Below are 24,487 nucleotides of genomic sequence, written 5' to 3'. Positions count from 1 at the left end.
TTACAGGTCTCCTTTTTTCAGAGCGTCCACTGCATAAGCCGCAGCACGGGCAGTCAGCGCCATATAGGTTAAAGACGGATTGACACAGGAGGCTGACGTCATAGCTGCGCCATCTGTGATAAAGACGTTCGGTGCATCCCAGACCTGATTGAAGCCATTTAATACCGAAGTTTTAGCATCACGGCCCATACGGGCAGTGCCCATTTCATGGATACCTTTACCCGGATGGCATTCTTCGTTAAAACCTCTGACGTTTTTAGCACCACCCGCTTCAAGAATATCTATACCATCCTGCATCATATCTTTACGCATTTTGATTTCGTTGGCTTTAAGCTCAGCGTCCATCGCCAATACTGGCAAACCCCATTTGTCTTTGACTGTGCGGTCTAATGAAATTTTATTGCTGTGATCCGGTAAAATTTCACCAAAACCACTCATACCAATAGTCCAGGGACCAGGTTCTGCCAGCGCATTTTTCAGATCGGCACCAATACCCATCTCAGCAACATTACGTTGCCAGCCCTGACGACTGGCCGCGCCCTGATAACCAAAACCACGTAAATAATCACGTTTATCGTCGCCCCAGTTACGGAAGCGCGGAATATAAAAACCTGTAGGACGACGGCCAAAATAATATTTGTCGTCAAAACCTTCCACTTCACCATAAGCACCAGCATTTAAATGGTGATCCATCACATTGTGACCCAGTTCACCACTGCTGCTGCCCAAACCACCTTGCCAGATATCTGTGGCTGAATTCATCAGCACCCAGGTGGAGTTAAAAGCTGAAGCATTCAGGAACACAATTTTGCTGGTGAATTCGTAGGTCTGCATGGTTTCGCTATCCAGCACTTCCACACCACGGGCGCGTTTTTTGTCTTTGTCGTACAAAACCTGGGTGACAATAGAAAAAGGCCGCACTGTTAAATTGCCTGTTTTCATCGCCACAGGCAAAGTAGAGGACTGAGTACTGAAATAAGCGCCAAAAGGACAACCTAACCAGCATTTATTGCGGTACTGGCAATTGACGCGGTTTTGCTCAGGTTTAGGCTGAGAAATGTTAGCCGTACGGCCACAAATCAGATGCCGGCTGCCACCAAAAGATTTTTTCAGGCGAGCAGCAACTGATTGCTCCACCACGTTTAAATCAAAAGCAGGCAGGTACTGGCCATCTGGTAAGACATCCAGGCCATCCCTGTTACCGGATATGCCAGCAAAACGCTCTACATAGTCATACCATGGCGCTATATCGGCGTAACGTATAGGCCAATCGACCGCTATGCCTTCTTTTAAGTTGGCTTCAAAATCAGCTTCGTTAAAGCGGTAACTCTGACGACCCCATAACAAAGAACGACCACCCATATGGTAACCACGGAACCAGTCAAAACGTTTTTTCTCGACATAAGGCGAGTCCTGATCGTTGGCCCACATGCCATAGGTGCTTTCATTCAGCGGGTAATCCCGCTTCAGCACCGGATGCAGTTCCTTCATTTTTTCTGTTGCTCTGTCGCGGTGTGGAAAGTCCCAGGCTTCTTTAAAGGCATTGGTGTAGCCTTTGATATGTTCAATATCGCGGCCACGTTCTAATAACAGAACTTTCAGGCCTTTTTCGGTCAGCTCTTTGGCAGCCCAGCCACCGCTGATGCCGGAACCTACCACTATGGCGTCGTAATGATTCTGCGCAACTGTCATCTTGTTGTCCCCTGTTGAACCTTATTCCCCGAATGACATTGGGTTGAGGTCCTGTTTTCATTTTTTTATAGCTAAGCAGTCAGGCTGCTTAGTCCCGGTTTATACGTCACAAATACGAATAGCCTGAGCCAGCGACTGCGCCCTGCCTTCTTTAGTTTTGGGTGTTGGCACGAATTCCTGTGCCAGATAGCCGCTAAAACCTGTATCACGAATAGCTTTGGCTATAGCGACATAGTTCAGCTCCTGCGAGTCATCAATTTCATGGCGACCCGGCACACCTGCAGTGTGGTAGTGGCCAAAATACTGATGGTTATCTTTAATGGTGCGGATAATGTCACCTTCCATAATCTGCATATGGTAGATGTCGTATAAAAGCTTAAAGTTCTGTGAGTTCAGTCGCTTACAAAGCTCAATAGCCCAGGCTGTGCCATCGGCCAAATAGTCCGGATGGTCGACTTTGCTGTTAAACAGCTCCATTTGCAGCACCACACCACGTTTTTCAGCCTGAGGTAAAATCTGTTTTAAGCCTTTCACTGCGTTTTGTAAGGCTGTTTCTCTGTCCATGCCACGGGCATTGCCGCTAAAACAAATCAGGTTTTTATAACCAGCTTGTGCCACTAAATCTATGTGGTTTTGGTAGCGTTTTATCAGCTCTGGATGAAACTTCGGATCCGACCAGCCATCTTCCAGATTCAGCTCAGCGCCATTACACATAGAGCTGTCGACACCATGTTTTTTTAATACAGGCCAGTCGTCTGGCCCTACTAAGTCTATGGCCGTAAAACCTAAAGATTTCACCAGCAAACAAAGCTCTTCGATGGATAAATCGCCATAAGTCCAGCGACTGACCGAATGACGGATATTGCCTTTAAGTGCAGCGCCACTGACAGGAGCAGCCAATACAGAGCCGCTTAGCAATAAACCAGAACCCAGCACCGAAGCACCAAGTGCCCCGGCTGCCAGTTGTTTTAACAGTTCACGACGGGGCAAAGTCCGGCTCATGGCTGTTTGTCCTCTGCTTGTTGTTGCAATGGCTCGTTTTTAAAAATAAGCGCAAAGAGCACCAGCACGACTGCGGCAAAACCTGCAGGGAACAACCAGATCGAAGTCCAGTCTGTCGCTTCAGCGCTGCTGTAAGCCTGAGTAATGTGGCCTGCAACGCTAAAGCCAATCAGCATACCTACACCGTAAGTAGCCAGCGTGATCAGGCCCTGAGCTGCACTACGGATTTTTACGCCAGCTTTGCTGTTGGTGTAAATCTGGCCGGAGACAAAAAAGAAGTCATAACAAATACCGTGCAACGCTATACCAATGACCAGCAACCATAAGCCCTGCCCGGCATCACCATAAGCAAACAACACATAACGTAATACCCAGGCGGCCATACCTATTAATAAGGTCCAGCGAATGCCAAAACGATTCAGAAAGACTGGCAATGCAAGCATAAATAACACTTCAGACACCTGGCCTAAGGTCATTTTGCCTGTCGCATTTTCCACGCCTATGCCGGTCAGGAAAGGATTGGCATTCTGGTAATAAAAGGCCAGTGGAATACAAATCAGCACTGAAGCTAAGAAAAACAACGCGAAGTTACGATCTTTTAATAAGGCCAGGGCATCCAAGCCCAGTAGCTCACCTAATTTTAATTGTTGGCCACGGCCAGCAGGTGGCGTTGCAGGTAAGGTAAAACTGTATAAACCTAAAGCTAACGAAGCCACAGCACACATCAGGAAAGTGTTTTTCAGAGCGCCATCTGCGATTGCTTGCTGAGCATCCCAGCCAAAAGCGTAACTAATGACTAAACCAGCAGCTATCCAGCCAATAGTGCCCCAGACACGAATTTGACCAAATTCCAGTTCAGGTTGTTTTAACTGACCAAAAGACACAGAGTTCACCAGCGCCAGTGTTGGCATATAAGCCAGCATGTAGCCTAAAACCAGTGGATAAAAGGTCGTAAAATCAGCGGCCTGATACATAAAGTACAATAAAACAGCACCAGCTAAATGCAGCACCCCCAATAAACGTTCAGCATTAAAAAAACGGTCGGCTATCAAGCCGACTATAAAGGGCGCAATAATGGCGCCCCAGGACTGAGTTGAAAAAGCCATACCTGTTTGTGGGCCTGTGGCCTGCAGATTCTGACTTAAAAAAGTACCTAAAGTGACAAACCAGCCACCCCAGATAAAAAACTGTAAAAACATCATGCTGCACAAGCGTATTTTTATATTGTTCATCGTCTTCCCCGTTATGTAAGAGCGGTGCTTATTATTTTTATGCGATTACGGCTTTAAACCCAAAATCCGGCGATTACGCGCCTCGTCTGTTTTTGCTCCGGCAAAGTCATCAAAGGCTCTGCTGGCTTTTTCAATCAGGTGAGACGCGATAAATGGAGCCCCTTCGCGTGCGCCCTGGCTTGAATCTTTTAAACAACATTCCCATTCCAGCACGGCCCAACCGTCGAAACCATATTGGGTTAATTTGCTGAAAATACTTTTAAAATCTACCTGACCGTCACCTAAAGAACGGAAACGCCCCGGTCTGTTCACCCAATCCTGATAACCGCCATACACACCGCTGCGACCATTAGGACGGAACTCAGCATCTTTGACATGAAACATTTTGATTCTGCTGTGGTAGCGGTCGATAAAATCTAAATAATCCAGCTGTTGCAGCATAAAATGGCTTGGGTCAAACAGAATATTGGCGCGCGGATGGTTGTTGGTGGCTTCTAAAAACAGTTCAAAACTGGCACCGTCATGCAAATCTTCGCCAGGGTGAATTTCGTAGCAGACATCCACACCTGCTTCGTCAAACGCATCAAGAATAGGCAACCAGCGTTTAGCAAGCTCAGCAAAACCCTGCTCCACTAAGCCTGCCGGACGTTGTGGCCACGGATAAACTAAATGCCAGAGCAAAGCGCCGGAAAAAGTAGCATGAGCTGTTAAGCCTAAATTCTGACTGGCTTTGGCAGCCAGTTTCAGCTGCTTGATAGCCCATTCTGTGCGTTCTGCCGGTTTACCACGCAAAGCTTCAGGTGCGAAGTTATCAAACAACTCGTCATAAGCCGGATGCACAGCCACGAGCTGGCCCTGCAAATGAGTCGACAGCTCTGTGATTTCAACACCCACAGCACGGCACTGCGCCAAAATATCATCACAATAGGCCTGGCTGCTGGCCGCTAATTCCAGATCAAAAAAGGCCGGATTATTGGTTGGCACCTGAATGCCTTTGTAGCCTAAATCGGCCGCCCACTTAGCCATGCTAACCACATGGTTAAAGGGAGCTTCATCGCCCATAAACTGAGCCAAAAATATGGCAGGACCTTTCATCTTATTCATTCGTATTCCTTGGGCCAGCACTCTGGCAAATCAAAAACTGAACACTGCTTAGTCAGTGAAAAACGGCCTAGTCGATGACAGGCAAAGACAGCCATTTTTCATTGCTGCTCTGACTGCTGCTGACAGTTTCAATAAAAGCCATACCACGCATGCCGGCCTTAATACCTGGTACACCGCTCGGAGTTCCTTTTTCGCCAGCGCGAATAGCAGCAGCAAAATCACGGTATAAATTGCCCATAGCTTCCAGATAACCTTCCGGATGACCTGCTGGTAAACGACAGCGGCGTGAAGCTTCAGCGCCTAAACCAGCCTGACCGGCTCCGGCACGCAATACCTGCACAGGAGCGCCATGAGGTTTTACCACTAAGGTATTAGGTTCCATTTGTTGCCATTCCAGTCCACCTCTATCGCCATAAATACGGATTTTCAGTGCGTTTTCTTCACCGGCACAAATTTGACTGGCGAGCAAAACACCACTGGCTCCGCCATCAGTGCGGAATAAAGCGGCACCATCATCGTCCAGCCGTCGGCCAGGCACATGGCTTTTGAGTTCGGCACAAATTTCGGTGATATGCTGGCCGCTGATAAATTCAGCCATACCAAAAGCATGAGTACCAATATCAGCCATACAACCACTGGCACCGGCCTGGGCCGGATCAGTACGCCAGCTCGCTTGTTTGTTCTGGCTGCTTTCTAAATCTTCGGTCAGCCAGCCTTGTGGGTATTCAACAAAAATTTTGCGGAGAGTGCCCAAAGTACCGTTTTGCACCAGCTCTTTGGCTTGCCACACCATAGGATAACCAAGGTAAGTGTGCGCCAAACCATAAAGGCTGTTACCGGAAATTAAATCCACCGCCAGTTGCTGAGTTTCAGCTAGCGTGACCCCAGCTGGTTTCTCACAAAACACATGAAAACCTGCGGCTATAGCAGCGCGGCTGATGGGCACATGCAATTGGTTCGGCGTGACTATCACTAACAACTGCATGCGCTCTGTTTCCGGCAACGCTGCTTCTTGTTTCAGTAATTGTTGCCAGTCGCTGTACAGGCGGTCTGGACTGATACACAACTCGTCACCTGTACGTTGGTTGTTACCGGCATCCCGGCTAAAAGCGCCACATACCAGTTCAATCTGGCCATCCAGAGCAGCAGCATGACGATGCACTGCGCCAATAAAAGCGCCTTCACCGCCCCCTACCATACCCATGCGGATTTTTTGCTTGCCTGCAGCTTTCATGGTTTTTCCTTGTGCTGTACAGCCTGATACGCAGTTCAGACTGTAGATCAAAAATCGAAGCTATAAAAAATGTAACGGATTACATTTTGTGTCGTCAATAGAAAATCCGTTATTTGTCGCAAATTTTGCACTTTAATTACACAAAAGCCGAAAAACACCGCACCAAATAAGAGCATTTGCACTAAATAAGCGAACAGCTTTTGTTAAAATCGTCTTCACTTTTGCAATAAAGTGATTTATAAATGATATCGGTTACATCAGCAGTTTTATAAAAATTGCCTGCTGAAGATCAGCAGGCTAAACAGATGCACAGTAGTGAATATCCAGATAAAATCCAGAGCAAATTCATAAGATGAAAAGTATTCATGTCCAATATTCGTGATGTAGCACAACAAGCCGGTGTTTCAGTGGCCACAGTATCCAGAGCCTTGCAACAACCTGATCTGGTGTCTTTAAAAACCCGCACCAAAGTACTGACTGCCGTCAAACAGCTGGGCTACAAACCTAATCTGATGGCTGTGAAGTTTCGCTCCGGCAAAACCCGTAATCTGGTGGTGTTGGTGCCTACTGTTGCCAACGTATTTTTTGCCCGGGTGATCAGCGGCATGCAGCAAGCGGCCCACGACAAAGGTTATTCCTTGTTGTTATGCAATACGCTTGCTGACGAGGAGATGGAACAAAGTTATGCCCGTATGGTGCACACCTCACAAGCGGACGGCTTAATTCAGCTGCGGGCTTACAATCCTTTTGCTCAGCTGGAAATGAAAACCGGCACTGTATTGCCTATGGTCAATGCCTGTGAAGTGCTGGACCGCATCGCCTGCCCTACTGTGCTGTTGGATAACAGAGCAGCAGCATGCGCTATGACGGAACATTTACTGGAACTGGGCCACAGACGTATAGCCATGATCAAAGGCCCACCACGCAGCCCACTGACCCGCGACAGGGTAGCGGGATATCGTGATGCTTTAGATGCTGCAGGTGTCGCTTTTGATGAAAGCCTGCTTTATCCGGGCGATTTTACGTTGCAATCGGGCCATAAAGCCGCCACCGAATTATTGGCCTTGCCAAAGCCTCCTACCGCCCTGTTTTGTGAAAACGATGAAATGGCCATAGGAGCTATCCAGGCTATTAAACAAAAGGGCTTTACTGTACCTGGTGATCTGTCTGTGGCTGGTTTTGATGATATTTCTTTTGCCGCTTTTGCCGATCCACCACTGACCACCATAGCTCAGCCCGCTGAAGAATTTGGCAGTACAGCGGTCAGCTTATTAATAGATTTACTCGAAGGTCGCCTGGGTAAAGCACCTAAAGTCATTTTACCTTTTGACCTGATCCAACGTGCCAGCACAGGTCCTGCTCCCGCAGGGTTCAGCTGACTTTATTTAACCGGCTGGCTGACGCCACCAGAGCAGGAGCAACCTATGCCATACGACCATTCGATCGTCAAACAAAAACCGCAATTGCTGGATCAGCAAAGACGGCAATTTCTGAAACTCAGCGCTTTGGGTATTGCGGGTTTAGGCCTGGCGTCCTTGCCTATCTCAGCAGAAACTAACACCACAGCAGCTCCAGCCAAAGTGGTGCCCGGCCTGCAGCTTTATACGCTGCGCGATTTGATGTCACAAAGTGTAGCCGATACGTTAAAACTGGTCTCTGGTGTGGGCTATACCCAACTTGAATTTGCCGGTTATTTTGATCAAACGCCAAAACAAATAAAACACATCATGGATAACGAAGGCCTCAATGCTCCATCAGGCCATGTCCCTTTGGAAGTGATGCAACAAAATCTGGATCTGGTCATAGAACAAGCCCAGATCATGGGTCACAAATTTATAGTATTGCCTTACCTGACAGATGAACAACGTAAAACTATTGACCAATACAAAGCCTTAGCAGCGTTTTTAAACAAAGCAGGCGAAAAAATTCAGGCCGCAGGTATGCAGCTGACTTACCACAATCACGACTTTGAGTTTTTTAAATTATCCGGTGAAGTTCCTTATGACGTATTGCTCAATGAGACAGAGACCAGACTGGTACAAATGGAGCTGGATTTATACTGGGTAGTGAAAGCCGGTCTGAACCCCCTGGATTTATTTGCCAGAGATCCTGGCCGTTTCCCGCTCTGGCATGTCAAAGACATGGACAAAGCCGGTGGTTTTGCAGACGTAGGCAAAGGTGTGATTGATTTCAAACCTATTTTTGCTAAAGCCAATCAGGCAGGTTTAAAACACGCTTTTGTCGAACGTGACCAAACCGACAACAGAATAGAAACCATTCGTCAGGGTTTTAGTGCACTCAGCACGCTTTTAGCCTGATCTGACAAGGCGTAAAAGCAATCATCAAAGCCGGGCATTGTGCAGCAAACTCCGGCTTTAGGATTGATTATTTTATGGACAGACTTGACATCAGTTTAATTCAGAAGTAAAACGATTAAGAGATGAATTAAAAAACTTCATCCAATGATTAAAAAAAGCGACTCTATAGCAAAAAAGCTGGCAGTTGCTTTTTTATAAAAACAAAACTTAATCGATTAAGATTCTACCCGACAGGGGGCAAATACAATGTTCAAGCAACAGAAAGTTTCAATCGCAGTACGGCAGGTATTATTCGCATCTTCACTTATTGCAGCTGGCCCAGTCTGGGCTCAAAGTGCTGCTACTGAAACAGCAAGCACAGAAAAAGCTGAAACCCAAGCCTTTGAAACCATAGTGGTCACAGGCAGTGTGCCGGGCCGTACCCAGATTGAATCTGCTATTGCGGTAACCAGCGTAGATGCAGAAATGATCAAAAACTTCCAGCCAAGCTCAGAAGCTGAAGTATTCCGTATGATCCCGGGCATTCAGGTGGCAGGCACTGCTGGCCCTGGTGGTAACTCCAATATTGCAGTTCGGGGTTTACCAGTAGCTACTGGTGGTTCACCTTTTGTGCAAATTCAGGAAGATGGTTTACCTACAGTGCTGTTTGGTGACTTGCAGTTTGGTAATAACGACTACTGGACCCGCTTTGATTCCAGCGTCGACAGAGTGGAAGGGGTACGTGGTGGTACAGCCGGAACCTTTTCCTCTCAGTCACCTGGTGCCATTATCAACTACATCAGTAATTATGGTGACACAGACGGTGGTTTGATCCGCCTGAATACGGGCGTAGGCCACGACGAGAAAAAAGTTGATTTCCGTTACGGTGGTGCAGCCAGCGACAGCGTTAACTTCCATATAGGTGGTTATGTTAAACAAGGCAAAGGCCCACTGGACGCTGCTTTTAATGTCAGCGAAAGTGCGCAGGTAAAAGCCAACGTCACTAAGTTCTTTGAAGACGAAATGAGTTACATCCGGTTTTTAGTCAAAGTAGCTGACACTCAGGAGCCAAATTACACAGGTGCTCCTGCACTGGCCAACTATGATGGCAGCAGCTTCACTGATTTACGCCCTTACCCTGGTTTTGATGGCCGCAACCAATCCAACTACTCTATCCACAATCAGGAATTCCTGATCGTTAACCGTGATGGTGTCACAGAGCGTGTAGACATGTCAGGCATTACTACAAAGTCGTTTTCACTGGGCAATGAACTGCATTACGAATTTAAAAACGAGATAGTACTGGACAACAAAATGCGCTGGACTGATATGAGCGGGGGCTTCACTTCACCGTTCTTTAATGCAGCCACTACAGCCAGTGTTTTAGGCTCAACAGTCAATGGCGCAGTAGTCGACAGTATTCGTTTTGCCAACGGCCCTAATGCAGGCCAGCTATACAATTCGCCTTATCTGAACAACAACACTAATGTAAACACCAACATTCGTGATGTCGGCAGTTTGGTCAACGATTTAGCCATCTCTAAAGAATTTGCTTTAGGTGATAACACCTTTACCGCCCGTGCTGGTTATTTTTATATGAATCAGAATGTGGCAGCAGACTGGCATACCAACAGAACCTATTCTGAACTCAGCGGCAATAACCCGGCTATGCTGGACTTATTTGATGACGCAGGCAATCAGTTGACTGCGAATGGCATTGCAGGCTTTAACGACAACTGGGGCAGTGCCAATGCCCGTGATTACGACCTAGCCTACACAGACACAGCCCCTTATCTGGCGCTGGATTTTGACACAGACCTTTATACAGTGGATGCCAGTGTACGCCGCGATACGGTTGACGCTTCAGGCTGGACAGCTGCTGGTGGCGACGTCTTTACTACAGTGGTAGATGGTGTTGCTATTCCAACCCTTACCTCCAATGGTGCCCGTGAAAACCTGAACTATTCCGTCAGTTACACCTCATGGACAGTAGGTGGTTTGTATAAACTCAACGAAGACACCAGCCTCTTTACCCGGGCGTCCAAAGGTGGTCGTTTTAATGGCGACCGTCAGACTGTCAGCGGCAAAATTAATGCCGATGGTTCGCTGAATCAGCAAGGTCAGACGTCAGCAGTCGACTTTGTTAATCAGTATGAGCTGGGTGTAAAACGCCGCGGTGAAGTGATGGATGGGTATTACACTTTTGAGCTGACTTTACTTAAAGGTGACTTTAAACAAAGCACTTATGAGTTATCTGCAACCCGCTGTGGTGGTGTGGCAGGTGGTTGTGTGATTGATGCTGAATACAAATCTCAGGGCGCTGAAATTCTGGGTACAGTGCGGATTGGCGACTTCTCGCTGGTGGGTAATGCCACTTATTCAGACGCCGAAAAACTATCAGCAGGCGCAACCAACTGGACTCGCGCTGATGGTATCCCTGATTTAATTTATACCTTATCCTCCAACTATCATATTAATGATCAGTGGGTTGCAGGTTTAAATATCACAGGCCAGACCACAGCTATTGATGGCGCCGGCAATGAATATCCGGATAACTACACTTTAGGGGGCAGCATCAGATACAGCCCAACTGATAATCTGGAATTTGGCTTTCAGGTGTATAACCTGACAGACGAGTTTGATATCCGTGGTAATGGTGCTCTGGCAGACGCTTCAGTCAATCCGACTGTGATCTCTGGTAATCCAGTGATTGGCCGCACAGCCACAGCCTCAGTGACTGTCACTTTCTAAGCTGTAGTTCAGGCACAAGCAAAAAAGATAACAGCTGGTAAAGTAAGAACTGCTTTACCAGCTTTTTCAATTTATCGCTTATTGCTCCATTTGTTTCAAGGACAAGGCATGACCAGAGTTCAACTGGCACAACAGCATCTGCAACAAGGCAGGGCCGATCTGGCCATACCGCTGCTGCGTCAGCATCTTGAGCTGGTGCCGGACGATTTTATCGCCTGGAAATTATCAGGTTTTGCCTGGCATGAAGAACAATTTGAACCAGAAGCAGTTTTGGCCTTTAGCAAGGCCACAGTTTTACAGCCTGCAGATGCTTCACCCCTGATGGCGCTGGCCCAAAGCCAGTTTTTTTCCGGTTATTCCGCAGTAGATAGTTTTTATGAACTCACCAGTCTGACTCCGGCCGATTTACATGCGTACCGTGGTTTGGCCTTGGCTTTGGCCGCTGATGGTGAACAGCAACTGGCGGAGCAACTTTTAATACAAAATCTGGCCGCCCATCCGCTGTGGCTGGACGGTCATAAACTGCTAAGCAGTATGAGGTTTACATCAGGTGATGCCATTCATTTTAGCGATAGCTATCAGCAAGCCTGTACACAACAACCTCAGAACCTGGCACTCTGGCTGGACTGGTTTCGCTGTTATGCTCAGCTCAAACAATGGCAAAAGTGCGAGCAGGTTCTAGCTTTAGCAGAACAATGTTGTGGCAAGCAAAAGCAACTGACCTTAGCCAGGCTTTTTGTCGCCGCAGAATCAGGCGATACCAGCAAAGCGGCGCTGTTATTTACAGAAACAAACCAAATACAAGATCCAGTGCGGGCTATGGCTTTAGTCCGTTATCAGTTGCGTCAGGGCGATGTGAAGGCGGCTGAACTAAGCGCCCTGCCCTGGCTTGAAACTGCATCAGCAGCTGTATTCTGGCCTTATATCTCGCTGATTTGGCGCTTACTTGGTGATGACAGAGCCAAGGGCCTTAGTACAGAAGCTGTGCCAATCAAGGCTTTTGATGTGCAGTTAAGCAGCACCGAATTACATCAGTTGTGCACTGTGTTGCGTTCTTTACATAAAGCCAAAGCAGCTTTTGCTGAACAATCAGTGCGGGGTGGTACCCAAACCGACCAGAATATTCTGCTGCGCCATGAAATGCCGCTGCAACAATTAAAACAAAAACTAAAAGCCGCAGTGCAAAGCTACGTGCAACAACTGCCCGATACAGCAACCACAGATCCATTTTTAGCGCGGCCACGCGACCGGGCTTTGCAGGGCCGCTGTCGCTTTTCCGGCAGTTGGTCCACTTTATTAAAAACTCAGGGTTTTAATGTCAGCCATACCCATCCATCTGGCTGGATCAGTGCTGCTTTGCATCTTGAGATCCCAGCCGCAGAACAGCTGGGCCAAGCGCCTGCGGGTTGGCTGCAGTTTGGCGCGCCACCTGCGGAGCTTCAACTGTCATTAGATCCTCAACTTCAGCATCAACCACAAGCTGGTACCCTGGTGTTATTTCCATCCACCTTATGGCACAACACTGTGCCTTTTGAGTCGGGTGAACGTTTAACTTTAGCCTTTGATATTGAACCTCAGCCTTTTAGCAGCGGAGCGGCCAGATAATGCATTCTGAAAACAACAGCATAAAAAAAATAGTGATAGTTGGCGGCGGCACTGCAGGCTGGATGACAGCAGCAGCCTTAAGTAATGCATTGCAGCAGGGCTGCCACATTAGGTTGATTGAATCAGAGCAAATAGGCACAGTAGGAGTAGGCGAAGCTACTATTCCGCCCATTCGCTTGTTTAACCAAAGCCTGGGCATAGACGAAAACGACTTTATCCGCGCCACTCAGGGCTCTTTTAAGCTTGGTATTGAATTTATCAACTGGGGAAAACAAAACCACAGTTATTTCCACCCTTTTGGCAGCTATGGCCGACAGTTTGATTTGGTTAGCCTGCATCATCACTGGTTGCAGGCTAAAGCTGTGGGCAAAGCCGGATCTTTTGATCAGTATTCTATGGCCTGGGTGGCAGCACAGCAGGGCCGTTTTGCACCCCCTGTCCCGGATCCACGCCATGTGTTATCTACCCATGATTATGCCTATCATTTTGACGCTGGCCTCTATGCCCGCTATTTACGCCAGTATGCAGAAGCCAAAGGCGTGCTGCGTATCGAAGGAAAAATCAGCGTTGTAAAACAAAACCCGGTGTCGGGTTTTATTGAAGCAGTACAGCTGGATAACGGTCAGTTGGTGGAAGGAGAGCTGTTTATCGATTGCTCTGGTTTTCGCGGTTTATTAATTGAAGACACATTAAAAACCGGTTATCAGGACTGGTCACACTGGCTGCCATGCAACAGAGCCTGGGCAGTACCCAGTGAGCGTGGCGACTTTACTCCTTACACCAAATCCACAGCTCATGCAGCTGGCTGGCAATGGCGTATTCCGCTGCAACACCGCACCGGCAATGGCCATGTATTCAGTAATCACTTTATGAGCGAGCAGCAGGCTCAGGATATTTTGCTGCAAAATCTGAATGCCAAAGCTTTAGCTGAACCCCGAATGCTGCAGTTTGTTACAGGGCGGCGTAACTTGTTCTGGAATAAAAACGTAGTGGCTATAGGCCTTGCCAGTGGTTTTTTGGAACCGCTGGAGTCCACCAGTATTCATTTAATTCAGGCGGGCATCGCCAAGCTGCTGGCACTGTTTCCGGATAAAGACTTTGACCCTTTGCTGACGCAGGAATACAACAGAGTGGCTATTCGCGAAATAGAAAATATCCGCGATTTCATCATTCTGCATTACAAACTGACAGAGCGGGATGACAGCGAATTGTGGCGTTATTGCGCGGCTATGCCAGTACCAGACTCGCTCCATTACCGGATAGAGCAATTTAAACGTCAGGGCCGGTTAATACCGGGCGAAATGGATTTATTTGGCAACACCAGTTGGCTGGCTGTGCATATAGGTCAGTTTAATACGCCACAAAAAACGGACGCTGTGTTGGCCTACCGCAGCATTGAAGGCGCAGAACGTTTAGCTAAACTTAGTCAGGCGATGCAGGCTGCGGCTTTGTCTTTGCCAACTCATCAGCAATACATAGACAAATACTGCAAAGCCGCCCCGCTCTGAGCTAAAACACAAAGACAGGCCAGGGCTGCCTTTGTTGTAAAACCTGCTAAAACTTAATCATGGCCCAGCGCTAAACGTCTGGCAGCAGGTTGAACAAAGTGGTTCCACCACAGCCCCAGCATTAACAGCAAAGCAAAGCCTGTTGCCAGATAAAAACCATAACGCATATCCCCCATAGCATCCCCCACCAAGCCCATCAGTAAAGGCCCTAAAGCAGCAGCTAAAGCGGTGAAAGCCAGAATTAAACCTGCAGCCGCGCCATGCTGCTGGCGTGGAAAGCAGCTGATACCTTTAGAATTTAACGTGGGGTACATCATCGACATAAAAAGTCCGGATAGCGGCATCAGCCATAAGGCAGCGGCGACACCGTAATACATGCTGAAAGCAAAACAGATAAAAATGGCACTGCCAAACCAGGCTAATAACGCTGTCCAGTTAAAACGCAGCAGCAACCACTCGGCCAGGAAACGCCCTGCGGTACGCAGAATAAAAAACACTGTAATGGCATGGGCGGCCAGCACAGTGAAGTTGCCATCATAACTTTGCAATAAGGTTGGCAACCAAACAAAAATGGCGACTTCAGTGGCAACATAACAAGCGATCGCCAGCGAAAACCCCAGCGCATGTTTATCTTTCACCAAGGCCAGACTTTGCCAAATTGAACTTTGTTGTTGGGGCTGATAAGCCGGATAATCCAGTCGTAACGCCATCACCAATAACAGAGCACAAATCAGCCCGGCCAGCAGATAAAGTTGGGTCCAGTCCAGTGACGCCGCTATCAATAAACCAACCAGAGCAGGGCCAAATATTGCACCTAAGCCAAAAAAGCCTTCCACCCTGTTCATCAGTCTGGTGTGACTGTTGGCATCAGGACTCACATCGCCCACTAAAGCCAAAGCGCCGGTTTTAAACAAACCTATGCTTAAACCACTGACACCCAACAACAACAGGTAATACAAAAAACTTTCGCCAAAAATAAAGGCCACACAAGCAATGGCATACAAAGCCAAACCAGCAAGAATGACTTTTTTTCGGCCAAAGCGGTCGGCATACCGGCCTAAAAACAAACCGGATAAACCAATAAATAACATAGGCACATAGTGAAAAGCGGCGGCCTCGGTGAGGCTCAACTGAAACTGCGCTACCACTTGCGGAATAATGACGCCCACCGCATCTGTGGTCATAGCAAAAACAAAAAACATCAGGCAGGTCATCCATTTCACCTGAGTAAAAGCACTGGGCGGCAGCGCTGCTGTGGGTGAAGGTGGCGAGCTGGCTTCTAAAGTGTGAACTTGTTGCATTGATCTACCCTGTCATAACGCATTCGATTTTATCGATGCTGATTTTTATCAGGAAGTACAACCCCAATCAGCTCAAGGCTGAGTGTAGTCGGCTTCCATGGTATCCGGCACGCTTTACCCTCCCCAGGGCACAATGACAACGTCATCCGGCATGTCCGATTATTCCTTTTTAATTGAGCTTTAAAACTACAACTTAATCGTTTAAGTGGCAATATAAAAATTCAACTATAGGGTAAATTTATTTCAGCTGGGAGAAGGAGGAAGGTTCATAGTGACAGTGCAGTTGTGACAGAGCCGCAGGGGCCACTTCAAGATCATCACCCGCATTGAAGACCCTGCAGTTATTGCCTGCCTCCTCACGCCCCTGCCACAGTAACGATACAACAAGGTGCCGCCGGCACAGGATCCATGCTATAAAGCATTGATCTCCTATCCCTTTTACCACGACCAGGAGTTGTCTGTGGATATAAATACAATCATTCAGGCCCTTGGCGGCCTCTCCATGTTTTTATTGGCTATGCGTCTGATGACCGAAGGGTTGACCTTATTTGCAGGCAACCGCCTTAAACATTTACTGGGTAACTGGACATCAACCCCCTGGCGCGGCGTTGGGGTGGGTATTCTGGTGACAGGGCTGGTGCAGTCTTCCAGTGCAGTGACAGTTGCCACTATAGGTTTTGTCAACGCCGGGATCCTCAGCTTACGTCAGGCGATGGGGGTTATTTTTGGTACCAATGTTGGCACTACCATGACAGCCTGGCTGGTCAGTCTGGTGGGCTTTGGTTTCAAAATAGAAGCACTGGCGCTGCCCATTCTTGTGGTTGGGGTTGGTTTACGTCTGATGGCATCATCCACACGCTGGAAAGGCCTGGGCGATGCGCTCACTGGCTTTGGCCTGTTTTTTCTCGGTTTAGATTTACTCAAAGAGGCTTTCGAAGGCATAGCCAGCAGTTTCAGCGCTAATCTGGGCGCGGGAGTAAGTACTAACTGGGCGGGCATGATCCTGATCGGCTTTGTGGCCACCCTGCTGACCCAATCTTCCAGTGCCGCTATCGCCATCATACTCACAGCTTCTGCCGGAGGCATTATCGGCTTTGAAGGGGCCGCCGCCGCCGTCATCGGTGCCAATCTGGGCACAACATCCACTGCTGCATTGGCAACCTTCAAGGCCACACCAGCGGCTAAACGCCTTGCACTCAGTCATATAGGCTTTAACCTGATCACTGGCATAGTCGCCCTTTGCATGCTGCCACTGATGCTTGGTCTGGTTAACCTGCTGGGTGATGCACTGGATATAGAAAGCACCCCCACTGCCCTGCTGGCACTTTTTCACACCCTGTTTAATCTGCTGGGAGTGATTATTATGCTGCCGCTGGCCAATCGTTTCGCCAGCCTGCTGGAGCGGCTGTTTCACAGTGCGGAAGAAGATATTGAACGCCCACAGTATCTGGATGCCACGCTCAGTGGCACACCAGTATTGGCGGTATCAGCACTGAAGCAAGAACTGATGCGCTTGTCCGATATTCTGGTTTGCCTTTTACGCGATGCCCTCAGCGGCCCCCACTCCATACCTGAACTAAAGCGCCGCGCTGAAGCAATCCATACATTGGGCGCAGCCATAGCAAACTTTATCACTGGTATACGCCCGGATGCGATGGAACACAGCACAGCCAATGAGCTGGCCAGCGCTCTCTACGCCGCGCGTTATTATCAGGAGTCTGCTCAGTTGGCTCCAGGTTTGCGCCGGCTGGCACAAGACCAGGTACTGCTCTCTGGCGCAGAAAAAGTGGCTGTGAGCACATTATTAGAACAGGCAGAGCGCTGCCTGGAACCGGAGCTGTCTGGCGATCATTTGCAGGCCCGCGAACGGGTTGAAGCACTGCGCAACGCCCACCGCGATGCGCGCCGTCAATTACTGGAAGCGGCAGTCCGGGGCAACCTGCAACTGGTCGATTTGGAAACTATGCTGGAAGGCCTGGACTTCAGTCGTCGCGCCATAGAACTAGGTATCAAAGCCGGACTGTTGTTTCACACCAGTCAGAACTCAGAAGCTGTCGCCATCCATCCTGTTTCAGAGGCCGATTTGAATAAAACTCTGAATACAGATCAGTACCCAAATGTACCTCAAGCGAGTGATGACAAATGAAAAACAAGCCGACGATCAGCAGTGCAGATTATGCCGTAGCCCCAGGTACTAAACTGGATTTGCACCAGCATGCCACGCTGGCAGAACCATTCTACAGCTCCTCAAAAGATTATAAAAAACAGCTGAGCGACAGCACCGATAAACTGAAAAAAGCTCAGGAATTATTTTATGCCGACAACCGTTATTCCTTGCTGATCATCTTTCAGGCGATGGATGCTGCAGGTAAAGACGGCGCTATTCGCCATGTGATGTCGGGCATTAACCCACAAGGCTGTCGGGTACACAGTTTCAAACACCCAAGTGCTACTGAACTGGATCACGATTTTCTCTGGCGCAGCCATTGCGCCCTGCCCGAGCGTGGGCAAATAGGTATTTTCAACCGTTCTTATTACGAAGAAGTGCTGATAGTAAAGGTGCAACCCCAGCTATTAGAGGCGCAAAAACTGCCGTACAAAAACCTTAACTCCGGGCCTTTCTGGCGTGATCGCTACCGCTCTATTGTTGGCTCTGAAGCTCATCTGGTGCGCAACGGCACCAAGGTCATCAAGTTCTTTTTGCATCTGTCTAAAGAAGAACAATGCCGCCGTTTCCTCGACCGCATCGACAACCCCGACAAAAACTGGAAGTTCTCCGAAGCCGATACAGCACAACGCCAACACTGGGACAGTTATATGAGTGCCTATGCCGAGTGTTTAAGCAATACCAGCACAGCAGTTGCGCCCTGGTATGTGATACCGGCCGATGATAAGAAAAATGCCCGCTTAATCATTTCCGCCATTATTAACGAAACTCTGGCCAAACTGGATTTAGCTTACCCACAAACCACTGATGCGCGCCGGGCAGAGTTAGAAGAAATTCGCACTAAGTTGCTGCAGGGTGAGCTTTAGTTTTGGTGGTTGGGAGCTGGGGGGCTGCTCACCCTATTGGTTAGTGCGATATACAGTATTAACTTTTGTGCCTGACCCTGAGGTACTATTTTTCTGCTGCCTCAACGCCCACAGAAGGCGCGCCATCTTTTGGCGTCGCACTGTCTGCGATTGTTAGATGGATTATTCTTTGGGCCTTAGGTCTTCTATGATCTGCGCATCAATCCAGTATAAATCGGATTGAGTGCCCGCCTTGCCGTTTGCATTTGGCACCATTCTATTGAACAAGAGATATTTACCGTCAGGTGTGACCTGTGCGCCCCTCTCTTCAGCTGCTGTATTTACCTTGTCCCCCAGATTAATAGCTTCACCCCAGGAGTCATCTTTCTGGCGGAAACTGATATAGAGATCAGCATCGCCGTACCCGCTCTCTCTTTCACCGTCCCACATCAGGTAGCTCTCGTCAGGGGCGATGTATGGATGGGCATTCCATATGCCGGTATTGATCTCCTTCGGGAGCGGCTTCGGGTCTTGCCATTTGCCACTCACCAGCCTTGAATACCGAAGAATTCCATCACCGGCTGAACTGCCTCTCTCGTCCAGAACTAAGGTACCTTTGGCTGAGGCAGCAAGGCTCATAATTTGTATTGCTTCAAAAGCAGGACCAAGGCTTTTCAGCTCTGACCAACCGTCAGCTGTGCGCTGCTTATAGTTGGCACCATAATGCAGGGTTTTGCCGTCTGGGGCGTAAAAGGGTCTGCGCTCTTCAGCCGGCACCGCTATCTTCTGCCACTGATCGCCCGCCTTTCTAAAAATGACAGATTCCGGTTCTCTGGCGTCACGAGAGTGTTTCCATCTGGTGACAAAAAACTCGTTCATGTCTGGGGAGAAACCACCAGCGTCCCCCCATTCTTCTGTATTCACAATGCCGGCAGCAAAGGGCTTGGCGGTTAAACCCGGTGGTGTTTGCCCCAGGTAAGGACCTTTGAGTACAGGAAATTCATCTTGGCTATAACTTTTGCTACTCATAGTGAGTATAGAAAATAGCAAAATAACGAACATACAAATACGATCCATCACTTATTTTTCCTTTAATTCAGTTTGTTATCTCACATTTATGTGGAGGTACAACCTTTGACTTTACTCAGTACGTAAAGTGTTGCCACTACACTGGGTTTACCGTCGGCATTTTCCTGAGTCGTAGGTAAATCCCTCACTGGTAAAATGCCAAATAGCGTCAAAGGCTCTTTTCGAAACTCAGCAAGAATGTGAATTTATAGGAATAAAAAACAAAATGCCTGACGTCCAACTGACTTCTACATGACGTTATGCTGACGGCCAATATTTTATTAATTATCATGCAGTTACAAACCTTGGATAGTAGTTCATAGCTTATGTTAGTATGGGTCCTCTTACTCTGGCTCACTTTTCACATCAACTTTCATTTTGGAAAGCGCAACCATGGCGACACAATATTGGGTAGGTGATTTTTTTATCGATTTAACCCGCAATCAAATCACCCAAAAAATGTATTCTCAGACTATTCCTCCTAAAGCTTTGGCGGTGCTCACCTATCTTGCTAAAAATGCCAATAGAGTCGTTAGTCAGAATGAGTTATTAGCAGAAGTATGGCCAGACACTGTGGTCACCCCCAATACCCTGCAACGAAGCATCGCCCAATTAAGAAAAGTTCTGGAAGAAGACCGTCAACATCAGTCCTATATTAAAACCCATGCCAAACAGGGATATAGCCTGGAGGTTGAGGTTCGGTGGCAGGAGAAAACCGGGTCGGGAGCGCTCATTGGAGAGGATCCCTTTGCAAAAACAGATATAAACCTGTCTGTAGCCAAATACTCAGCAAGTGATGAGCATCAAGCAGCTATAGTCACCCGGGCCGATGCTGATCATGCAACTTCAGATAACATCAATATTGATAGCGCCCATCTTAAGCACACCAGGAACACAACATCGGCGAGTGCCACTTTAAGACTAATGTGTATTTTTGCTGCAGTTATTATTCTTGGAATTATCGCTGTTAACTACATTTCACCAACACAACCGTTTAAATTGTCCTTTGGCGAGTTACGCTCATTAACAGCCACTGACAACAAAGAACATAGCGCTATCTATTCGCCTGACGGTGAATACATTGTTTTCCAGCGCTATTCAGTTGAGGTTTGTACCATTGGTACCATCTGGGCGAAAAACACCAAAACCCAGCAAGAAATCCAACTGACTAAAAACCTGGGTTCCTACAGCAGCCATAGTTTTTCTAAAGATGGAAAAAAACTGGTTTTTATTGAAGCTGACAACTGCAACAAACCCATCACTCAGAAGGAATGCTATAAACTAATGAGCCTGGATTTTGAAAAAGCACTTGCAGCGCCTCAATCTCCGAGCGTATTCATGGAGTGTAAAAATTCAAAAATAGCCAGCCCTGTGTGGCTGAACAATAATAACGTCGTTATGTTTCAGGAGTTTTCTAACGGTAGGGAATTAGCCAGCTATTCGATAGCGGACAACAAAAGTACGGTCATATACTCGCCGGAAAAGGGTAGCTTGATTAGCCTTGCCTACTCAGTCAGAGACGATCTCATCGCCCTGACCAGTATCCACCAGGATGGCCAGAGCTATATTGAAATACTCAAACCTGAAGGTCAGGTTTTATCCAGTCATCGTATCGAATATCCGCCAGAAATATCGAATTTAAGGTTTATCTATCCAAAGTTTACGCCAGCAAGTGATCAGCTTATTTTTAGCACTGGCAGACAACTCTTCACTCTTTCTTATAAGGGGAAAATAACCAATATTAGTTTCCCGCTTGTGCAACCAATCCACGAGCCGACATTTCATCCAGACGGTAAACGAATGCTGGTGACAAAGGGAAACTGGGATAGTGATATCGCGACTATATCCTTGTCACCAATAAAAAACTATCCTTTAGCGCAAACTCAAACAACAGAAAATAATATTTACCCGACACTAGAGTTCACCATAAAAGAACGCTCGACGCTGAAAGAAGACGACGCCATTTTTCAGCCAAATGGTGAGTTAATCGCTTTTAGATCTGGACGTTCCGGCAATGACCAAATTTGGCTAACCGATGGCAATGGCTCACAGCAACTATCCCATTTTCCGATAGATACCTATATTCATGGTCTGAATTGGGCTGCTGATGGCAAGAGCATTTTAGCCAATGTTAATAATGTACTCACCCAGATAGACCTGGATTCAAACCAAAAATCCTTTCCATTCGCCCACCGTGTTGAGCAACTTTTCCAATGGAATAGTGAAGACAATACTGCCTTATTGCTTGTGCGCATCAAAGGAACGGTAAAGTTTGCTGAGTTCAACCTCAATAACTCCGGGTTAAAAGTAATAACGGACAGACAAATCAACTGGGCACTTAAAAGTGCAGATGGACAATTGATTTACACCGATCATATGGACCGCTTTTGGCGGCCAGGTCCTGCCGAAGACCAACTGATCGAATCACTAGACAATCAGGGAAATAACAAGCGATTCATAATAAAGGGTAATCTAATTTATGGGATCAATGAAGAGTTTCAATTGTGGTCTTATGATCTTAACGAGGATAGATTTGAGATCCTCGGCAATACACCTAAAACCCTTGATTATTTAACAGGCATGAATCAAACCGACATTTTAGCTACCATTCGTATTAGCGCTAAAAAGGAAGTGGCTGAACTTATTTTGGCTGATTAGTTTTGCTTTCAGCCTCTCAACGTAATCTGATCCAGTAGTTCAGTGCACCGCGCTAAGTGAGTAAAATCACAGAACGAAGTGTCTATGGCAACTAAAAAGAACCGTAAGACCTATACCGCAGTGACCTTCCCCCATTGTCGCAGTCAATGGTCGTTTCACGCACAAAACCAAACTCCACAAAAGCGAGGATGGGTATAGTTCTAAGCAGACCGCCTTTCGCAGGGATAGCGAAAGGCAAGACTACATGGACGTATTTACGGCGTGTCTGAGAGAACAACCCTAAGGCAACTGAATTTTATAATCCTTCATATGCTTTAAATAAGCGACCAGATGGTCGATATCCTCTGCACTAAACTGCGGGAAAGTCGGCATTTTGCTTTTGTATCTGTAACCAGAGGCATTCGGGATAAAGGCTTTTAAGTGATCGTCAGTCCAATATTCGGTGATGTTTTTTGGCGCATTCAGCTCCGGGCCTAAATCGCCGCCTTGCAGGTTAATGGAATGACAGCTGATGCAGCTTTGCTTAAACAGTAAAAAGCCCTGATAGGCCGCTGAGTTTTGCTCTGCATTGGTTGGATATAGCTTGGGGTAACGTTGCTGGAAACTGACCAACTCTAATTTCACCAGTTGATAAGGCCAGGGTCTGGTTTTTTCGACTGCTTTGCCTTGTTTCCAGACTAAATAAAATGGCGCTGGTGACACCATAGCTTTACCCTGGGCTACGGGCTCAAAGTCAAAATCTTTTTTACCCGTTTCGGCAAATACCAGCACAGCCTGGTCGTCCAGCAGAAATTCAAGCGGCATAGTGGGCGCATAGCCATCAGAAGCCGTCAGCACTACTTCATCGGCAGCCTGACCCAGCTTATAACCTGCAGCTTTTAACAGTTGCAGTAAAGACACGCCTTCAAAGCTTTTTTCGCTGTTGTAGACAGGGTCAAATAACTTGATTTGCTGTACTGGTACTTTTTGTTTGATGTCCAGAAGACTCCAGCGCAGCTTTTGATCAGGCAGCTGAATATCCAGACTTTGGGCATAAAGAGGTGAAGATAAAACACCACATAGCAAAAATAACACCGATGCCAAAAGTCTGTTCATGGCTGCTCCTGCCTGCTCTGTTGATAAAAAGATACTGTGCTGAATTGTCCGAATTCAGTCTAGCTCTACCACAGCCACCAGCGCTTCATGATCAGAAGGATACAAGCCGTTGTATCTTCTGTTATCCACCTGATAACTTTGCACCTGCAGGTTTTTACTTACAAAAATAAAATCTATGGTTTGGCTGGGGCTATCTGGCTCTCGGCCAAATCCATTAAAAGTGCCAACATTTTTGGAAAGCTTATCTTTAGCCACCAAAGCACTGTCATGCAAAACTTTACTCAAAGCCAGATAAGGCGCACTATCAGGCTCTACATTAAAATCCCCTGTCAGCAGCACTTTGCTCTGCTTTGGTAATTTGTCCACTTCGGCTTTTAGCAGCAAAGCGCTTTGCAATTGAGCCTGTTTCCCCATATGGTCAAAATGAGTGTTCAGAAAATAAAAACTCTGACCGGATTTCAACTCTTTAAACTGAGTTTTGGTAAAAGTGCGGTTCAGGTTTGCATCCCAGCCTTTTGACACTTGTTCTGGCGTTTCAGACAACCATAAGGTTTTTGCCGACAGCAGCTGTAATTTGTCTTTGCGATAGAGCACAGCAGTGCTTTCGCCTTTGGTTTTACCGTCGTCCCGGCCTTTTGCATACCATTGATACTGCGGCAACATAGCCACTAAATCATGCACCTGAAACAGTTCAGCCTCTTGCAGCCCAATCAAATCTGGTTGTTGAGTCTGAATTAAATGCGCCAGTAAAAACTTACGTTCAGGCCAGTACTGCGGTGTACCTTGCGCTTCACATAAACCACAACGAATGTTGTAGCTCATTAGTTTTAGTTGTTCGGCTTGTGCCAGCCCAGGTAAAACCAGCAGGGATAACATAAGCAGCAAAAATTTCATACAGTGAGCCTGTTCAAGTGCAAAGAAGCTACAA

The 24,487-nt window shown here is 47.4% G+C and carries 18 protein-coding genes; 8 read left to right on the top strand and 10 right to left on the bottom strand.

Annotated elements, in window-relative coordinates; genetic code table 11:
- The 5 genes from J2W69_RS14125 to J2W69_RS14105 all read right to left on the bottom strand — a co-directional run bounded on the left by J2W69_RS14125 (position 1) and on the right by J2W69_RS14105 (position 6,264).
- Complete coding sequence (locus tag J2W69_RS14125) at positions 1–1,692, bottom strand: GMC oxidoreductase (RefSeq protein WP_310279620.1); 1,692 nt, start codon at positions 1,690–1,692, stop codon at positions 1–3.
- Positions 1,693–1,791: 99 nt separating this feature from the next.
- On the bottom strand, positions 1,792–2,694 hold the full coding sequence (locus tag J2W69_RS14120; protein ID WP_310279618.1) for a hydroxypyruvate isomerase family protein: 903 nt from the start codon (positions 2,692–2,694) through the stop codon (positions 1,792–1,794).
- A complete protein-coding gene (locus J2W69_RS14115; RefSeq protein ID WP_310279616.1) occupies positions 2,691–3,926 on the bottom strand; it encodes a nucleoside permease in 1,236 nt (411 codons plus the stop codon). Before J2W69_RS14115 ends, J2W69_RS14120 begins: the two co-directional genes overlap by 4 nt.
- Positions 3,927–3,971: 45 nt before the next feature.
- The gene (locus J2W69_RS14110) at positions 3,972–5,030 is read right to left on the bottom strand and encodes a sugar phosphate isomerase/epimerase family protein (protein WP_310279614.1); all 1,059 of its coding nucleotides are present in this window, start codon (positions 5,028–5,030) and stop codon (positions 3,972–3,974) included.
- 67 nt (positions 5,031–5,097) lie between these two features.
- Positions 5,098–6,264: a Gfo/Idh/MocA family protein gene (locus J2W69_RS14105; RefSeq protein ID WP_310279612.1), complete on the bottom strand. Its 1,167-nt coding sequence runs from the start codon at positions 6,262–6,264 to the stop codon at positions 5,098–5,100.
- Positions 6,265–6,629: 365 nt separating this feature from the next.
- Here J2W69_RS14105 and J2W69_RS14100 point away from each other — a divergent pair, with 365 nt between their 5' ends.
- From J2W69_RS14100 to J2W69_RS14080, 5 genes are all read left to right on the top strand, one after another.
- Entirely contained in the window at positions 6,630–7,643 is a 1,014-nt protein-coding gene (locus J2W69_RS14100) for a LacI family DNA-binding transcriptional regulator (protein WP_008897568.1), read from the top strand.
- Between the two features lie 45 nt (positions 7,644–7,688).
- On the top strand, positions 7,689–8,582 hold the full coding sequence (locus J2W69_RS14095; protein ID WP_310279610.1) for a sugar phosphate isomerase/epimerase family protein: 894 nt from the start codon (positions 7,689–7,691) through the stop codon (positions 8,580–8,582).
- Positions 8,583–8,828: 246 nt separating this feature from the next.
- A complete protein-coding gene (locus J2W69_RS14090; protein ID WP_310279608.1) occupies positions 8,829–11,312 on the top strand; it encodes a TonB-dependent receptor domain-containing protein in 2,484 nt (827 codons plus the stop codon).
- A 108-nt stretch (positions 11,313–11,420) separates the two neighbouring features.
- Positions 11,421–12,917, top strand: a complete 1,497-nt coding sequence (locus J2W69_RS14085) for a putative 2OG-Fe(II) oxygenase (RefSeq protein ID WP_310279606.1) — start codon at positions 11,421–11,423, stop codon at positions 12,915–12,917.
- On the top strand, positions 12,917–14,425 hold the full coding sequence (locus tag J2W69_RS14080; RefSeq protein ID WP_310279604.1) for a tryptophan halogenase family protein: 1,509 nt from the start codon (positions 12,917–12,919) through the stop codon (positions 14,423–14,425). The genes J2W69_RS14085 and J2W69_RS14080 overlap by 1 nt, the downstream gene beginning before the upstream one ends.
- A gap of 53 nt (positions 14,426–14,478) precedes the next feature.
- Here J2W69_RS14080 and J2W69_RS14075 read toward each other — a convergent pair whose 3' ends face one another.
- Positions 14,479–15,726: an MFS transporter gene (locus tag J2W69_RS14075; RefSeq protein WP_310279602.1), complete on the bottom strand. Its 1,248-nt coding sequence runs from the start codon at positions 15,724–15,726 to the stop codon at positions 14,479–14,481.
- Between the two features lie 460 nt (positions 15,727–16,186).
- Between J2W69_RS14075 and J2W69_RS14070 the strand changes: the two genes are divergently transcribed.
- Both J2W69_RS14070 and J2W69_RS14065 read left to right on the top strand, forming a co-directional pair.
- Positions 16,187–17,872, top strand: a complete 1,686-nt coding sequence (locus tag J2W69_RS14070; RefSeq protein WP_310279600.1) for a Na/Pi cotransporter family protein — start codon at positions 16,187–16,189, stop codon at positions 17,870–17,872.
- Positions 17,869–18,759: an ADP-polyphosphate phosphotransferase gene (locus J2W69_RS14065; protein WP_310279598.1), complete on the top strand. Its 891-nt coding sequence runs from the start codon at positions 17,869–17,871 to the stop codon at positions 18,757–18,759. Before J2W69_RS14070 ends, J2W69_RS14065 begins: the two co-directional genes overlap by 4 nt.
- 162 nt (positions 18,760–18,921) lie before the next feature.
- Here J2W69_RS14065 and J2W69_RS14060 read toward each other — a convergent pair whose 3' ends face one another.
- Both J2W69_RS14060 and J2W69_RS14055 read right to left on the bottom strand, forming a co-directional pair.
- The gene (locus J2W69_RS14060; protein ID WP_310279735.1) at positions 18,922–19,815 is read right to left on the bottom strand and encodes a hypothetical protein; all 894 of its coding nucleotides are present in this window, start codon (positions 19,813–19,815) and stop codon (positions 18,922–18,924) included.
- Between the two features lie 38 nt (positions 19,816–19,853).
- Positions 19,854–19,979, bottom strand: a complete 126-nt coding sequence (locus J2W69_RS14055; RefSeq protein WP_310279596.1) for a hypothetical protein — start codon at positions 19,977–19,979, stop codon at positions 19,854–19,856.
- A 220-nt stretch (positions 19,980–20,199) separates the two neighbouring features.
- Here J2W69_RS14055 and J2W69_RS14050 point away from each other — a divergent pair, with 220 nt between their 5' ends.
- A complete protein-coding gene (locus J2W69_RS14050) occupies positions 20,200–22,464 on the top strand; it encodes a winged helix-turn-helix domain-containing protein (RefSeq protein ID WP_310279593.1) in 2,265 nt (754 codons plus the stop codon).
- 279 nt (positions 22,465–22,743) lie between these two features.
- Here J2W69_RS14050 and J2W69_RS14045 read toward each other — a convergent pair whose 3' ends face one another.
- Positions 22,744–23,559, bottom strand: coding sequence for a c-type cytochrome (locus tag J2W69_RS14045; RefSeq protein WP_310279591.1), 816 nt, complete (start codon positions 23,557–23,559; stop codon positions 22,744–22,746).
- Positions 23,560–23,613: 54 nt separating this feature from the next.
- Positions 23,614–24,453, bottom strand: a complete 840-nt coding sequence (locus J2W69_RS14040) for an endonuclease/exonuclease/phosphatase family protein (RefSeq protein ID WP_310279589.1) — start codon at positions 24,451–24,453, stop codon at positions 23,614–23,616.
- Between the last annotated feature and the right edge of the window lie 34 nt (positions 24,454–24,487).

This window comes from Rheinheimera soli (assembly GCF_031457405.1).
Taxonomy (GTDB): Bacteria; Pseudomonadota; Gammaproteobacteria; order Enterobacterales; family Alteromonadaceae; genus Pararheinheimera; species Pararheinheimera soli_A.
Note: the sequence above shows the minus strand (reverse complement) of the source record. Positions and strands in the feature narration are given on the sequence as shown.

Coding starts and splice junctions, on each gene's coding strand:
- J2W69_RS14125 (WP_310279620.1), bottom strand. CDS start 1,692: ATGACAGTTGCGCAGAATCATTACGACGCCATAGTGGTAGGTTCCGGC.
- J2W69_RS14120 (WP_310279618.1), bottom strand. CDS start 2,694: ATGAGCCGGACTTTGCCCCGTCGTGAACTGTTAAAACAACTGGCAGCC.
- J2W69_RS14115 (WP_310279616.1), bottom strand. CDS start 3,926: ATGAACAATATAAAAATACGCTTGTGCAGCATGATGTTTTTACAGTTT.
- J2W69_RS14110 (WP_310279614.1), bottom strand. CDS start 5,030: ATGAATAAGATGAAAGGTCCTGCCATATTTTTGGCTCAGTTTATGGGC.
- J2W69_RS14105 (WP_310279612.1), bottom strand. CDS start 6,264: ATGAAAGCTGCAGGCAAGCAAAAAATCCGCATGGGTATGGTAGGGGGC.
- J2W69_RS14100 (WP_008897568.1), top strand. CDS start 6,630: ATGTCCAATATTCGTGATGTAGCACAACAAGCCGGTGTTTCAGTGGCC.
- J2W69_RS14095 (WP_310279610.1), top strand. CDS start 7,689: ATGCCATACGACCATTCGATCGTCAAACAAAAACCGCAATTGCTGGAT.
- J2W69_RS14090 (WP_310279608.1), top strand. CDS start 8,829: ATGTTCAAGCAACAGAAAGTTTCAATCGCAGTACGGCAGGTATTATTC.
- J2W69_RS14085 (WP_310279606.1), top strand. CDS start 11,421: ATGACCAGAGTTCAACTGGCACAACAGCATCTGCAACAAGGCAGGGCC.
- J2W69_RS14080 (WP_310279604.1), top strand. CDS start 12,917: ATGCATTCTGAAAACAACAGCATAAAAAAAATAGTGATAGTTGGCGGC.
- J2W69_RS14075 (WP_310279602.1), bottom strand. CDS start 15,726: ATGCAACAAGTTCACACTTTAGAAGCCAGCTCGCCACCTTCACCCACA.
- J2W69_RS14065 (WP_310279598.1), top strand. CDS start 17,869: ATGAAAAACAAGCCGACGATCAGCAGTGCAGATTATGCCGTAGCCCCA.
- J2W69_RS14060 (WP_310279735.1), bottom strand. CDS start 19,815: ATGGATCGTATTTGTATGTTCGTTATTTTGCTATTTTCTATACTCACT.
- J2W69_RS14050 (WP_310279593.1), top strand. CDS start 20,200: ATGGCGACACAATATTGGGTAGGTGATTTTTTTATCGATTTAACCCGC.
- J2W69_RS14045 (WP_310279591.1), bottom strand. CDS start 23,559: ATGAACAGACTTTTGGCATCGGTGTTATTTTTGCTATGTGGTGTTTTA.
- J2W69_RS14040 (WP_310279589.1), bottom strand. CDS start 24,453: ATGAAATTTTTGCTGCTTATGTTATCCCTGCTGGTTTTACCTGGGCTG.